Below are 14109 nucleotides of genomic sequence, written 5' to 3' on the forward strand. Positions count from 1 at the left end.
TCATCAAAGTTGTCCGATGGACGATGCGTAGCGGTTGGCGAGGTATTCACGCTCTTGGCTCTGGCGCATCACCACTGAAAAAAGGCCCGTACCGCGCGGCAGGGCCATGAATTCCCGGTGAGGTCACGATTGCGCCCCTCAGGGATGGAGACTCATCGGCACTCAGAACTTATGTCGAAGGCCAGCGGCTACGCCGACTTGGCTATTGTGCCCCGGCGACAGGAAGTAACCGTTCGCGAAGCCTGTTGCTGAGGTGTCGAAATTCAGCCCCGAATTCTTCACATAAGCCATTGTCAGATAAACATCCGTGCGTTTGGACAGGTTATAGTCCATCACGAAACTGACTTGCCACGGATTGGCGGGATTGACTGCCGGCGCGGCAGAACTGACCCGTAGTGTCTTCAAGTTGTCGTAGTAGTACCCCAGATTCAGAACTAGTGTCGAGGTCGCCTGGTAGCTCGCGCCAACCCAGTAATAGTCGTCCCGCACTAGCGTGGTGTCCGCTGAATTCTTGGTGTCGCCCCAGCGGTAACCTGCCATGAGCTTTGTCGGGCCAAGTGTATAGCTGATAGCGGCGCCAGCCTTCTTGGCTTTCCCCGCATTGCCGGTCGTCACCGCGGGATTCCATTGGTCATACGCAACAGTTACGCCGAATGGGCCTGAAAAGTACGACACACCCGCACCATAGCCGGTGTTATCGCGGAAATGTCCGGGGACTTCACCCCCGCCTCCTCCTGCCAGAGGGGTTGAAGCAATGGCACCGACACCGGTACCGAAGCTCCAGTGCGCTTCGGCAGTAAGGCCACCGAAGACACCGACATACTTGAGCATATTGTCTTCCCGGAACGCTGGGCCCAACTGCGCCACCGAGGGTTCATACAAGTTCGCGTAAGTGAGTGGTCCGAAATTCGCGAAAACGTCGAACATCGGCGTATATTGGCGGCCAAAGGTCAGAGTGCCGAAACCAGTTTTCTTAAATCCAACATAGGCCGCACGCCCGAACAGTCTTCCCCCTTGTTGCGAGACGCCGTTGTCAACACCGAAACCGCTCTCCAAAGTGAACAGCGCCTGCAGCCCGTTACCCAGATCCTCCACACCACGAAGGCCCCAACGCGGGCCAGCCATTGCGCCGCCGCTCACTATCGAAAAGCGATTGCCACCAGGTTGCTGCGTGACAGCTCCCGTCACGGCATTGACTGTCGGCGGGCTACTCGCCATGTGATTGACATACTCAATTGGTGTATCAAGCACACCATACAGTGTCACACTCGACTGCGCCTGTGCAGTCGCCGCGGAAACGGTACACAGCGCCGTCAGCGCGATCTTTGTTTTACTCATCTCTATGTTTCCTCCAGTGAAATGCCTTCACCGGACAAGACACTGACGTGTCATTCCGGTCCAGCCGCCGTCTTCGAGATTCCCCTCTTGCCCCCTCCTATCGCAGGGAATGGCGGCGGGACAGCGCCCTAGTCGCCGCCCTGGCGACAGGCGAGGCACCAGCCTCATAGAGGCTGGGCGGGGCGCAATTGGAGACTTAAGGGCTCGGCGCCCACGTCGGCCCTCCCTACCTGACTCCTAGTAAGAATTGCTATGAATCGATTCATCGCCGGAAAGATAGGAGGAAGCTGATCCCATGTCAAACGGTATTTTTCCTTAGGAAAGCGAAGTTGCGCGCTGGCACCCATGTCTTGCCCTGTCAATCGCGGCGGCAAGCCGCCCGATGAATGGCGATGGCCGATGGGGTGATGGTGTGAGCGTTTGGGGTGCACGCGGCTCCTTTTCTGTTGCCGTTTACCCGAATAGCTCCCTTGGACCTTCGCAGCTATAGTTTCGTGAATCGATTCACTGCGATGAATCTGATCTACCAGTCCTTGGGCGGTGCACGTCCAGGCGCGCGCAGTTGATTCCGTTCGAGAGCCTCTGACACCCCAGCGTTCCCGGACTCAACCACGAGTCCGGGAACGGAAGCGAAGGGCTGGGTGACGAGTTCCAAGATGTTTCGATCGTATTGCACACACTGGCAGTGTCGCTGCATTTACGACGCGCAGTACGATCATCCAGTCGAGTGAGCTTGATCGCTATTTCCGACAACAGCAGATGAGGACACAATCCACTCTACTACCGTCCCTCATCCGACTTGCTGCGTCTTTCGAGAGCGCTAAGGACGATGTGTAAGCGGTGATTGACATCCAATCCCACGGAAGAGGCGATCGGGATCGTTGGATGACGAATCTGGGTTTTTCCTCGAGGCCAACTTCGCAGTACGGAACTACTGTCTCTGCCTCAGGATATCTCGCAATTGGCACTTGCCGTACGACCGCGACTAACGGAGAAAAAATGAGTAATGATGGCGGGTCGAAATTCTCGATCGAAAGAAGTCTGACCCCAGTGGCGGCTGGTGAGCGTGCGCAGCTACTTAAAAACCCGATCTTCGGTCGGGTGTTCACGGACCACATGGCTACCGCGCGGTACAGCGCTGAGCGCGGCTGGCATGACGCCAAGATCGGGCCGCGTGGTCAATTCAGTCTTGATCCTGCGACGCTTGTGTTCCACTACGCACAAGAGATCTTTGAAGGCATGAAGGCCTATCGTCTGCCTGGTGGAGGTGCGGCGCTGTTTCGCCCGCACGCCAATGCAAGCCGCTTTCGCAATTCCGCGAATCGCCTCGCGATGACTCCGCTGCCTGAAGAACTCTTTCTCGACTCCGTCCGCGAGTTGGTCCGTCTTGACCGAGAGTGGATTCCTACTACGGAAGGCGCGGCCCTCTACCTGAGGCCATTCATGATCGCTACGGAAGTGCTCGTGGGCATGAAGCCCTCGGCCGACTACCTTTACTGTGTTGTGGCATCGCCTGTGGGCTCCTACTTCAAGGGCGGCGCGCCGGGAGTGACCCTGTGGGTATCTGAGCACTTCACGCGAGCAGCGCCTGGCGGTACCGGTGATGCCAAATGCGGCGGCAACTACGCGGCGAGCCTGGCCGCTCAGGCTGAAGCGGCCCGAGAAGACTGCGACCAGGCAATTTTCCTCGACGCTGTGGAGCGACGCTGGGTCGAGGAACTGGGTGGAATGAACGTGTTCTTTGTCTTCCAGGACGGATCGCTCCAGACCCCACCGCTGACAGGCACAATTCTGCCCGGCATCACGCGTGAGTCCCTGATCCTTCTCGCTCGAGACATGGGGTTAACTGTGCGCGAAGAACCGTACGCGATTGACCAATGGCAAGCCGACGCCGCGAGCGGGCGCTTGCGTGAGGCCTTTGCCTGCGGAACCGCTGCCGTTGTCGCTCCCGTTGGAAAAGTGAAAGGGCGAAACTACAACTTTACTGTTGGGGATGGGGGGGCTGGTCCTATCACTGATCGGTTGAAGGCGGCGCTACTGGATATTCAGCAAGGGCGGTCGCCGGACACTCGCGGCTGGATGGACCGGCTGTTCTGACGGCTTTGCCATTCTCCAACAGGTCGCAGCTTGTGCGTGAAGGAGAGCGTGCAAATGTTGGGGAGGCGAATTTAGTCAGGCACCCGGACTCTCCGCAAGCATGTCACGGCTTGCTTTGTTCGGCGACCGGTGCGAGTTCGGCGATGGTGGCCTGGTGGATTGGCTGTGACGCGAGACAGCGAGCTCAAGCGCCGAGATGCGGTTGGGTGAGAGTTCCCCGTTCAAAACCGCGACCCTGACCTGCACCAGGCAATGCGCTCCTTGGTCCGTCCAGCGCATCTGTCGCTTCTTAGCCATGCGATGGCTCACGACTTGGTTCACCGCGGACTCCGCGATGCTACTGATGATTGGCAGGCCCTTTCGATGCCGTGCGCCGTAGTTGACCAACGTAGTTGAGTTGTTCCTCAGGTAGTAGGAGATTTTATGTAGGTGCTCACACAGAGTGCTGGACTCATACCCTGTCCGCGTCAGCAGCTGAGCGTCCAGTGCCTTGATGCGCTCCAAGGCTTTGCGGCCCTTGCCATGCCAGACTAGAAACTTGGCGTGAGTTATTTCAGTCTCTATCGATTCTCGTTCCTCTCGCTCCAGTGCGTCCATCATCTTGCTGCCGAAGACGGAACGCTGCGCTGCGTTGAACTGCATGGCGATGTGGAACCAATCGAGAATCCTGCCGCGAGCAAGTCGACTACCCTGTACGGTCTTCTCAAATTCACCGGCGTCGTCGCTGATCACGGTCACGCATTCATCGGCCGCCACACCGTTTCGACTGAGGAAATGATCGAGTCGCGCTGCAGCCGAGGTGACTTCCCGATGCACATAGGCCTCGCCCTCGCTCGCCGCCGGCGCGCCCCCGCCCAGACGCGCATCACGCGCTATCTAAGCCACGACCTGTGGGAGTCAAAGACACGGTCGCAGCAATGCCGACCGAGACGGCGCGGGAACGCCTGCACGCGGCGCGCTGCCGCTGGGTGCTGACCGTGCTATATCTCGGCTAATTGCGGGCGTCTGAGCTGACGGCCAACCACCATGGGCGCGTTCTTCTGGCGGCGCGATGCCCAGGGAACCGAGCGCTGGTGGCTCGAGGTGACCGGCAAGGGCAACAAGACCCGGCTGGTGCCGGCAACCCGAATTGATCGCCGAACTGGCACGCTACCGCCGCGCCCAAGAGCTGCCGCCGACCCCGCAGTTCGGGGAGGCGCGTTCCCTGGTACTGCCAGTGACCGGAAGAGCGGGCAGCGAGAAACCGCTGTCACGCGGCGCGCTGCACCTGATCCTGAAAGAAGTCTTCGGCAAGGCGGCCGAGCGCCTGCGCGCGCGCGGCCCGAATGGGAAGCACAGGCCGCGATGCTGGCCAGTGCCTCGGCCCATTGGCTGCGCCACACCGCTGGCTCGCACATGACCGACCGGCAGGTTGACCTGCGCTTCGTGCGCGACAACTTCGGGCACAGCTCGCTGTCGACGACGAGCGGTTACCTGCACAGCGAGGCAAAAATCTTTGCGGCTCTGAGCTAGCGCTGCCGCCCGTCGCACGCCTCTTTCGTTCGTTGTTCGATTATAGAAGAATTGCCAACTAAATTCTTGAAATTGCGGCCGTCTCACGCTACTCGTAACATAATAGCTAATATACAGAATGATTACAGAAAACAACACGAAAACTCATTGAGATATAGGAATCCATATCCTATGCTCGAATCTCCGAGTGGGGCGGTGTATATGGAACAAAATTCTTCGATTAAGAACGGCGGAAATACGATCAAACGCCTCATCCGTACGCGAGACAGACAATGCTCGCTGGAAGATCTGGTCGTAAGGCTGCAAATCGAGGTGAGAGATCTGCAAGGTCGATTGCGTGCTGAGCGGAGGCTGATCCAAGAAATGGCCACGCGGTGCCGGACTTTACCTTCCATATTCCAAGGGAGAAGAGGCGAGTATCTAATTGCCGATACCACAAAATGGTCCCTTATGCCATATGCCGCGAAGTTTGATGTGCGAACGCCGGAAAGGGCTAGAATCGAAGTTAAATTTAGCCCAGCATATGATAAATCAAATGAAGATTACTCTGAATGCCGTGAGCGTTATAGTAAGACATTTGTATGGCTATGGCCCAACGTGCTCGGGTCAGCTGCGAGGCCGAAGAGGTATGACTTTCTCGTTCTGATTGGGGAAATGCCCGGCTCTGCCGGCGAAGACCTCCCCCCGCTAGTCTATTTCTTGCTGCATCGCAGTGAAGTTGAGCCCCTAACTACCGTCATTGGCGCAGGCGGGCGCTTGGGGATTCAACTAGGGACGAAATTCGATAAGGTGAAGTCAACAGCTCGCCCTCTCATCCAGCGTCAGGTGAAACTAACTGATTTGGAAGGCTTTGACTGGAAGAAGCTTCGCAGCTAAATGACCGCCGCACCACCACCAATTCGACGGTTTATTTGGCGCTAATGGGAACCGCAAGCGCAGTGCTGGCCAGCCGCCTCGGCGCACTGACTGCGCCACGCGGCTGGCTCGCACATGACCGACCGGCAGGTTGACCTGCGCTTCGTGCGCGACAACTTTGGCCACAGCTCGCTGTCGACAACGGGGCGGCTACCTGCAAAGTGAGATGGATACACGCCCATGAAGCCACGCTGGAGCGGCGCTGGAGCGGCTTGGGCAGCGAAAAAATCGCGAGCCGGCGGCTTATTTCACTATCGTGAAACTATGGAGGCCCCCATAGTTGGAAGCAATGTGTTCATGTTTGGGAACTGCTGGAATGAAAAGCGCAAACCGCGGTACTGGCCAGCGCCTCGGCGCACTGGCTGCGCCACACCGCTGGCTGCATGACCGACCAGCAGGTCGACCTGCGCTTCGTGCGCGACAACCTCGGCCACAGTTCGCTGTCGACGACGAGCGGTTGGGATCCGGCAGAACGGGCCGCCCGTCACTGGCGCGCCGATGCGCCCCACCTCCTTTGACGGCCGCCGCAACCGCCCGCGCCGCACCGCGTACTGACCAGGAACTCCATCTGTCTGACGGTGCGCGAAAGCCACACGATTTTCAGTCTCGCTCTCGTCGGTCATTTGCAAACCTCGGCGCGTCATATCCACGGATAGACTACGAAATCACACCGAGTAGTCGGGCCGCGATCTCGCTTACGCTACCAAGCCCCGCAACTCTCCGAAAAATGGGCGCCGACGTTTTGGACTGCACATCCCCGCTAGCTGCCCATTGCGAGTAGTAGTCGACCAACGGACGGGTCTGCTGCGAGTAGATGTCCAGGCGCTTGCGGACCGTGTCTTCCTGGTCGTCATCGCGCTGGATCAGCGCCTCGCCGGTTTCGTCATCAACGTTCTCCACCTTCGGCGGGTTGTACTTGACGTGGTAGGTGCGGCCCGACACCACGTGCACGCGGCGGCCGCTCATGCGCTCGATGATGGCATCGAACGGCACGTCAATCTCCACCACGTAGTCGATGGCCACGCCGGCTTCCTTCATGGCCTCGGCTTGGGGAAGCGTGCGCGGAAAACCGTCGAAAAAGTACCCCTTCTCGCAGTCTGGCTGCTTAAGACGGTCCTTTACTAGGTCAATAATGATGTCATCCGACACCAGTCCGCCCGCGTCCATCACCTTTTTGGCTTCGATGCCCAGAGGCGTGCCGGCTTTCACTGCGGCGCGCAGCATGTCGCCTGTGGAAATCTGCGGAATGCCGAAACTTTCGCAGAGGAACTTGGCTTGCGTGCCCTTACCAGCGCCAGGCGCTCCCAACAAAACAAAACGCATCACGGGTCCTTTTTATCGTCAAAAATGCGGGGCGGACTCCAAACTCGGTTGGCTCCGTGTCCTCAGCACATCGATGTCAAGCCGTCCATTGATCCACTCCCGCGGGCCTGTCAGTTTTGCCCCTTACTGAAGGGCAGTCGGACGCGGATCACTGGCTGTCGCAGTGACCGAGCCCGAATCGATCTCCCGATCGGCCGCCGATGCCGATCGGCCATGATTCACAAACGCGGTCGCCACCATTGCGATAATGGCAGGCACGGCAATCACCAGGAAGTTCTGTTGGAGGGGCAGCTTCATACTAACCAGTGTGCCGATCACGATCGGGGCGAGAATGGCGCCACTCCGTCCAATGCCGGAGGCCCAGCCAATCCCCGTGGAACGTACAGCCATCGGGTAGAACTGGCCAACGTATGCGTACGCCAGGATTTGAGTACCAATGGTGGTCGCGCCCGCCATCCCGACCAGGAAATAGAGGACCGTCGTTGGCACCGGTTGGCCAAGCATGGAAATGGACACAGCTGCCAGCGCAAAGAAGCCCATCAACACATATTTGATGGGGAAGCGATCAGACAGCCAACCACCACTGATCGCACCGATCACGGCACCGAAATTTAGCACCAGTACAAAGGTAAGAGCGGAACCGAGGCTGTAACCAGCGCTTGCCATCAGTTTAGCCAGCCATGAACTCAATGCGTAGATCATGAACAGGCACATGAAGAACGCAACCCAGAACATGAGGGTGCTGATGCTGCGTCCGTCCTGAAACAGGTGGCGGATAGGGGCATCGTCGGCGTTGTCTGCAACCGGCAACGCAAAGCGATCATCGGCCAGCGGCCGGTACGACGGCTCAAGCCTCGCGACCGTATGACGCAGCTCCTCAATCCGTCCCGATTTGATGAGGAACGGCATCGATTCTGGCATGGCCTTCGCGATCATCGGAATCAACACCACAGGCAAGCCGGCGGCGATAAAGACCGATTGCCACCCATACGATTCGATCAACCCTTTCCCAAGGATTGCCGCCAACATGCCCCCTACGGCGTAGCCACTGAACATCAACGTTACCATTGTGCTGCGGATACGCTTCGGGGAGAACTCTGTCATTTGGGCAACCACGTTCGGCATCACCCCTCCGATACCAAGGCCCGCCATGAACCTCGTCATGCTGAATAGAATCGGATCCTGGGTGAACCCTGCCATCGCTGTGAACACGCTGAACAGCCCGATACAAATCGCAATCGCCTTGCGACGTCCGATCCGATCCGCAATCGTCCCAAGGAAGATTGCCCCGATCATCATCCCGAACAGCGCGGAGCTAACCATGAAGCCGGCGCTTGTGGCGTCGACGCCCATTTCCTTCATGATCGAGGGCAGCGCGATGCCCGCCACGGCCAGGTCATAGCCATCGAACACGATAATGAGTGCGCACCAGAACAGTACGACCGCATGAAATCTATTGAAGCGGGCGTCATCCGCCAGCTTGTGAACATCGATGTGACGCATTGCGTGTCTCCTATGTATGTATGTTATGTATCGACCCGTGAGTCGAGCAAATTTCTCAAAACGATGAAGGGCTGATCGGAAGGACTCGCCACCCTCGGCATGATGGCAAGCAGCTCTCTCGCCAGGCGTGACCGCTTGCTCGACTTCACTGATCGCAGTGCACTGTCCCTGCGACCGCCTCCTCGGCAGACCTCAGGTATGCGGCTATCTGCCTGTGCTGCATGCCGGATCATCCTGATACAACCAAGGCATGAAACACTCCGCGACAGCGAGCCTTGCTCCTTTGCGACAGAAGACTGAGCGTCGCGCCCAGAGGCGCGAGGCGTGCATCTCTGGAACGATGCGACGCGCAAGTCGGAACAGGCGATGTTCACGACCAAGCAGCCCGTACTCAAAAGGCGAACGCTGTACGTTCACGTCGTGGTACAAGAGTGTTGCAAGAGGGCAGTCCCGTAGGCCCTTGATTGCCCGCCACACCCTTACACTGTCTTTGGCTTCAACCAAGGTCCGCGCCACAATGGCGGGTCGACCATCAACGCAAAGCGTGACATCCCGCGCCCACATCGTCGTTGCAATATGCCGGCCCATGACGCTCGCGCTTGCACCAAGTTCGATAAAGTCCTCGAAAAGGACCTCAACCCGGACATCTCCCAGTGTTCGAAGGTGAGCCGTGAGCGAACCCGGACGTCGCAACCAATGCCACGCCGCTCCGCGCCCGTGCCATGCACGCTCAGTACGCCATGCATGTGTTCGTTCCCTGCAGACTTCCAGCATTTGCTCTATTCCTATTCAACCACTGGGACGTTGCGCTCGACACGCGTACTTCCTCGCCTCCGTGTTGATGGCTCATCCCACGAGCAGCAAAGATCGATGACAGTCGGCCGCCAGCACCTGGTAGCGGCGTGTCGCCGCCGCCTTACTTTTAATCTCGACGTCGCTGAGTGCTCGGATCACCGTCGCAGGAAGTCCCCCTACTAGCGAATTCGGCGGAATCAGCATGCCAGCTTTGACAAATGCGGATGCAGCGACAATCGAGTTTTCACCAATGGCGACATCGTCCATCACCACGGCGTTCATCCCAATCAGGCAGTTCTGCTCAACCTTCGCGCCGTGAACGATCGCCCCATGACCGACGTGTGAGTTCGCGGCGAGCCGACAAGCTTCTCCAGGCTTTGCGTGCAAGGTGCACGATTCCTGAATATTGCTGCCCTCTCCCACTTCGATTCCACCAAAATCGCCACGTAGCGACGCAAACGGTGCGATGTAACAATTCGCCCCGACGATGACCTGACCGATCAAGCACGCCAACGGATGAACGAATGCTGTCGGGTGGACCTGCGGCCTGACGCCGTTAAACTCGTAGATCGCCACGTGCGGCTCCCAAGAACACTTACGGTGCGTCTGGAAGGGTTCAGCAGACGTGCGCGCGGAAAGGTCGTCATTGCAATATGGCGACCAATCCACCGGCCGGACGGTACCCAGACAGGCCATCGAGGACCTGCCTGGGACGGCCGTTAGACCCCGCCCATGCAGACGTACTTCACTTCGAGATAGTCTTCGATCCCATACTTGGACCCTTCTCGCCCGAGGCCGCTTTCCTTCACCCCGCCAAACGGAGCGACTTCTGTCGAGATCAAGCCTTCGTTGACGCCGACGATGCCGTATTCGAGCGCCTCGGCGACCCGCCAGACACGACCGATGTCACGGCCGTAGAAGTATGATGCGAGACCGAATGGCGTGTCGTTCGCCATCTCAATTGCCTCCTCCTCAGTCTCGAACCGAAAGATTGGAGCAACCGGCCCAAATGTCTCCTCGGCAAAGATGCGCATATCGCGAGTCGCATTGGCCAGCACAGTAGGAACGAAGAAACTACCGCCGCGCGCATGGTAGTCACCACCAACTACGACGCTCGCGCCGCGTGAGACGGCATCGGCGACGTGCTCCTTGACCTTCTGCGCTGCGGCGACGTCGATGAGTGGACCGATCGTTGTCTCGGAATCCCTTCCGTCGCCGACCACCATCTTGCTTACCTCTTCGGCCAGCCGAGCTACAAAGCGGTCATAGATGCCGTCCTGAACAAGAAGCCGGTTCGCACACACGCAGGTCTGGCCAGCGTTCCGGAACTTGGAGGCCAGCGCTCCCTTCACTGCGGCCTCAATGTCTGCGTCATCGAAGACGATGAACGGCGCATTGCCGCCCAACTCCATTGACGCCTTCTTGACAGTCGCCGCGCATTGCGCGAGCAAAACCTTGCCGATTTCGGTGGACCCGGTAAAGGACAGTTTCCGAACTATCGGGTTTCCCGTGAGCTCCCCGCCGATGGCACTCGCCGATCCGGTGATGCAGGACAGGACCCCGGGAGGCAAACCTGCTCGTTCGGCCAGTACGCAAAGGGCTAGCGCAGAGAACGGAGTCTGACTGGCAGGTTTCAGCACCATCGTGCAGCCGGCGGCAAGCGCTGGACCCACCTTGCGCGTAATCATCGCCGCGGGGAAGTTCCACGGAGTGATCGCTGCGCAGACGCCGATCGGCTGCTTCAGCACCACAATACGCTTGTCGGCCTGATGCCCGGGGATGGTGTCTCCATAAACGCGCTTTGCCTCTTCGGCAAACCACTCAAGAAAGCTCGCCGCATAGGCAATCTCGCCACGGCTTTCGGCCAGTGGTTTGCCTTGCTCCAAGGTCATCAGAAGGGCCAGATCGTCCTGGTGAGCCACCATGAGTTCATACCACCGACGCAGAATCTGCGCCCTTTCCTTGGCGGTCTTTCTGGACCAGGAGCGCAACGCCCGATTGGCTGATTGAATTGCCCGGGCGGTTTCGGCAGCCAACATCCGGGGCACGGTACCGACCAACTCGCCGGTCGCCGGATTGTTGACGCCGAGCACCGTGGCATCATCGGCATCGACCCACTCTCCGTTGAGATAGCACTGCTGCCGGAACAGATCCGGATCTCTTAGCCCCAGCACTTCGCCGGTAATGCTCTGTTGCATGCGTGACTCCTAACTGAAGTTGTTCGCTGGCATTTACACGCCAGCTCTCTTGCAATGCTTACTTGGCGGCACCCATAACAAGGTCCCGCAGCTTGAAGCGCATAATCTTTCCTGAGCCGGTGCGCGGAATGCCCTCAACGACCTGGATGCTAGCTGGCAGCTTGTATGCCGACAGACGACCGGCGCAGTGGTCTTTAAGCGCTTCGGCGTCAACGCGTTCCCCGGCACGGACAACGACGAACGCAACTGGCACCTCTCCAAGCATGGTGTGCGGGATTCCGACAACCGCGCAGTCCGCCACCCCGTCGTACCCCATGATCGCCTCCTCCACTTCCGCTGGTGCAATGTTTTGCCCTCCGCGGATGATGACCTCCTTGAGTCGACCGGTGATGATCAAGTAGCCGGCGGCATCGTGTTTTGCGAGGTCACCGGTGTGGTACCAACCGTCCTTCAGCGCCGCGGCGGTCTCTTCCGGCTTGTTCAGGTAACCCTTCATGACGTTGGGTCCTCGGACAATCAGTTCGCCCTCCTTGCCAACATCCACGTCCTTCCCATCCACCGGATCGACGATGCGCGTCTCCACCCCGGGGATGGGTAAGCCACAAGATCCCATGACACGCGTCCCAGAGTTCCAGTTCATCGTGACCATTGTGGAAGTCTCCGTGATGCCATATCCGTCGAGCAGTGGAGCGCCAAAGCGACGTTCAAATTGCTCGTTCACCGCACCAGGCAGGATGGCGCCCGCACTAAGGCAGACACGCAGACCTTCGAATCGCAAAGTGGGAAGTTCGCGGGTCGCCTCCAGAAGGTAATGGAACATCGTTGGCACACCTGGGAATACGGTGTACTCGCCCGTCTGGAGTAGCCGCAAGGCTTCCGCTGTGGAGTACTTCTCCCCGATGTATTCAGTGGCTCCCACCGCCAGGATGCCTAGGACGGTCAGATTGAGTGCGTACGAGTGAAACAGCGGCAGGAAGGATAGAACCTTGTCATTCTCGTTCAGACCCGCGATAGGGGCCCAGCAAGCAGCTACCACCCATAGCATGCTGCGCGAGGTCAGAAGTACGCCCTTGGCCTTCCCAGTCGTTCCGGACGTATAAACCACGAAAGCTGGCCCATCAATATCGACGGGGTCACGCGGCGCATATCCTGTCCCTTCATGAAGCAATTGCACAAAGGAATTCTCGGACGGTTGCTCGTTGGCGTCCTGCACTTCGATGATCAGTGGCCGAGTGGCGAGATCGCGGGACAGCGCCTCGAGTTGCCCCACCTTTGCAGATATTGCGATTGTCAAGACACATTGTGCGTCCGTCAGGCGATATCCGACCTCCGCGTCCGTGGCCTCAATGCTAATTGGCACTGCTACTGCGCCGGCCCGGAGAATCGCCAACACGCTCACCACCCAGTTGACCGAGTTGGGCAGCATGACCGCAATGCGATCTCCCTGGCTGACGCCGAGGCGTTCGAGGTGGCTCGCCAGATTGGCCGTAGCCGCGTTCAGTTCCGCGTAAGTTATCGCGCTTGCGGCGTCCTGAAACGCGATCTTGTTGCCCCGTTGGGCGGCATGCCGGCGCAGAAGTTCCGATACCGGAACAATCAGTTCTGTATGAATCATGGTTGTCTCCCCAATACTGGGACGGCCCAGCCAGCTTGCCAGCCGCTGAGCCACCCTCCGTCAGACCATGCTGAAGCCACCACTGACACTGACGACCTGGCCGGTGATCCAACTGCCACGTCCAGAAGCGAGCAGGACTACCAGGGGAGCCACATCTGCTGGCTGACCGAGACGACGCAGCGGATAGAGCTTCGTGAGTTTTTCCCGGTTCGCCTCGACGAACTCCGGATCATGAGCTGTCTCGATCAGACCAAGGGCAATCGAATTCGCCGTGGTCCCGGCTCGGGTCTCCCGAGCGACGGACTTCATGAGTGCAATGTTTGCAGCCCGGGCAGCCGCGCCGATAGCCAGGCCGGACTCGCCCACGCGAGAAGAATCTCCCATGATGCTGATAATCCGGCCTGCGCCCTTCTGCTCTTCGAGGTAAGGAAGCGCTGCATGCGTGCAGTTCAACGTCCCATACAGGCAGACGTCAATCTGCTTGCGCCATTCATCGGGATTGGTGTCGGCAAACCGCTTCCGAATCACGAGTCCCGCATTGTTGACGAGAATATTGAGCGCCCCAAAAGCGTCGACAGTCTGGGACACCATCGCATCCACTTGCTTCCGATCGGAGATGTCACAGCCAATTGCCAGTGCGCGGCCGCCAAATTCTTCGATTTCCTTTACCACTGCCTCAGCCGCGGCCTTCGAGCCGTGGTAGTTCACCACGACGCTAGCGCCTTCCTTCGCCAACCCCAAAGCGATCTCGCGACCAACGTCGCGGGCACCGCCCGTGACGAGGGCTACCTTTCCTTCTAGTTCGAACTGCAT

The 14109-nt window shown here is 58.7% G+C and carries 11 protein-coding genes and 3 pseudogenes; 5 read left to right on the forward strand and 9 right to left on the reverse strand.

The window, feature by feature from the left end; genetic code table 11:
• Positions 1 to 162 precede the first annotated feature (162 nt).
• Positions 163 to 1338 (reverse strand): porin, encoded by a 1176-nt coding sequence (locus ABNX08_RS40395; RefSeq protein WP_349606481.1) that lies wholly within the window; start codon positions 1336 to 1338, stop codon positions 163 to 165.
• Positions 1339 to 2337: 999 nt separating this feature from the next.
• On the opposite strand from ABNX08_RS40395, the gene ABNX08_RS40400 reads away from it, so the two are divergent.
• Positions 2338 to 3435, forward strand: coding sequence for a branched-chain amino acid aminotransferase (locus ABNX08_RS40400; RefSeq protein WP_349606483.1), 1098 nt, complete (start codon positions 2338 to 2340; stop codon positions 3433 to 3435).
• Positions 3436 to 3510: 75 nt separating this feature from the next.
• On the opposite strand, the gene ABNX08_RS40405 is transcribed toward ABNX08_RS40400, so the two are convergent.
• A complete protein-coding gene (locus ABNX08_RS40405; RefSeq protein ID WP_349606580.1) occupies positions 3511 to 4251 on the reverse strand; it encodes a hypothetical protein in 741 nt (246 codons plus the stop codon).
• 6 nt (positions 4252 to 4257) lie between these two features.
• Here ABNX08_RS40405 and ABNX08_RS40410 point away from each other — a divergent pair.
• From ABNX08_RS40410 to ABNX08_RS40425, 4 genes and pseudogenes are all read left to right on the forward strand, one after another.
• Positions 4258 to 4947, forward strand: a pseudogene (locus tag ABNX08_RS40410) (tyrosine-type recombinase/integrase); the annotation flags it as partial.
• Between the two features lie 171 nt (positions 4948 to 5118).
• The gene (locus ABNX08_RS40415; protein ID WP_349606485.1) at positions 5119 to 5823 is read left to right on the forward strand and encodes a hypothetical protein; all 705 of its coding nucleotides are present in this window, start codon (positions 5119 to 5121) and stop codon (positions 5821 to 5823) included.
• 72 nt (positions 5824 to 5895) lie between these two features.
• Positions 5896 to 6122: pseudogene (locus tag ABNX08_RS40420) on the forward strand (tyrosine-type recombinase/integrase); the annotation flags it as partial.
• A gap of 60 nt (positions 6123 to 6182) precedes the next feature.
• A pseudogene (locus ABNX08_RS40425) lies at positions 6183 to 6380 on the forward strand (integrase); the annotation flags it as partial.
• Between the two features lie 139 nt (positions 6381 to 6519).
• Here ABNX08_RS40425 and adk read toward each other — a convergent pair.
• From adk to ABNX08_RS40460, 7 genes are all read right to left on the reverse strand, one after another.
• Positions 6520 to 7185, reverse strand: coding sequence for an adenylate kinase (gene adk / locus ABNX08_RS40430; RefSeq protein ID WP_349606487.1), 666 nt, complete (start codon positions 7183 to 7185; stop codon positions 6520 to 6522).
• A gap of 123 nt (positions 7186 to 7308) precedes the next feature.
• Positions 7309 to 8688, reverse strand: a complete 1380-nt coding sequence (locus ABNX08_RS40435; protein WP_349606489.1) for an MFS transporter — start codon at positions 8686 to 8688, stop codon at positions 7309 to 7311.
• A 204-nt stretch (positions 8689 to 8892) separates the two neighbouring features.
• Positions 8893 to 9462: a chorismate lyase gene (locus ABNX08_RS40440; protein WP_367576169.1), complete on the reverse strand. Its 570-nt coding sequence runs from the start codon at positions 9460 to 9462 to the stop codon at positions 8893 to 8895.
• 72 nt (positions 9463 to 9534) lie between these two features.
• Positions 9535 to 10059: a transferase hexapeptide repeat family protein gene (locus ABNX08_RS40445; protein WP_349606491.1), complete on the reverse strand. Its 525-nt coding sequence runs from the start codon at positions 10057 to 10059 to the stop codon at positions 9535 to 9537.
• A gap of 143 nt (positions 10060 to 10202) precedes the next feature.
• Entirely contained in the window at positions 10203 to 11681 is a 1479-nt protein-coding gene (gene gabD, locus ABNX08_RS40450; protein ID WP_349606493.1) for an NADP-dependent succinate-semialdehyde dehydrogenase, read from the reverse strand.
• Positions 11682 to 11739: 58 nt separating this feature from the next.
• Complete coding sequence (locus ABNX08_RS40455) at positions 11740 to 13296, reverse strand: AMP-binding protein (RefSeq protein ID WP_349606495.1); 1557 nt, start codon at positions 13294 to 13296, stop codon at positions 11740 to 11742.
• 60 nt (positions 13297 to 13356) lie between these two features.
• Complete coding sequence (locus ABNX08_RS40460) at positions 13357 to 14109, reverse strand: SDR family oxidoreductase (protein WP_349606496.1); 753 nt, start codon at positions 14107 to 14109, stop codon at positions 13357 to 13359.

Origin of the sequence: Cupriavidus sp. DF5525, assembly GCF_040149425.2 — a bacterium.
Classification (GTDB): Bacteria; Pseudomonadota; Gammaproteobacteria; order Burkholderiales; family Burkholderiaceae; genus Cupriavidus; species Cupriavidus pickettii_A.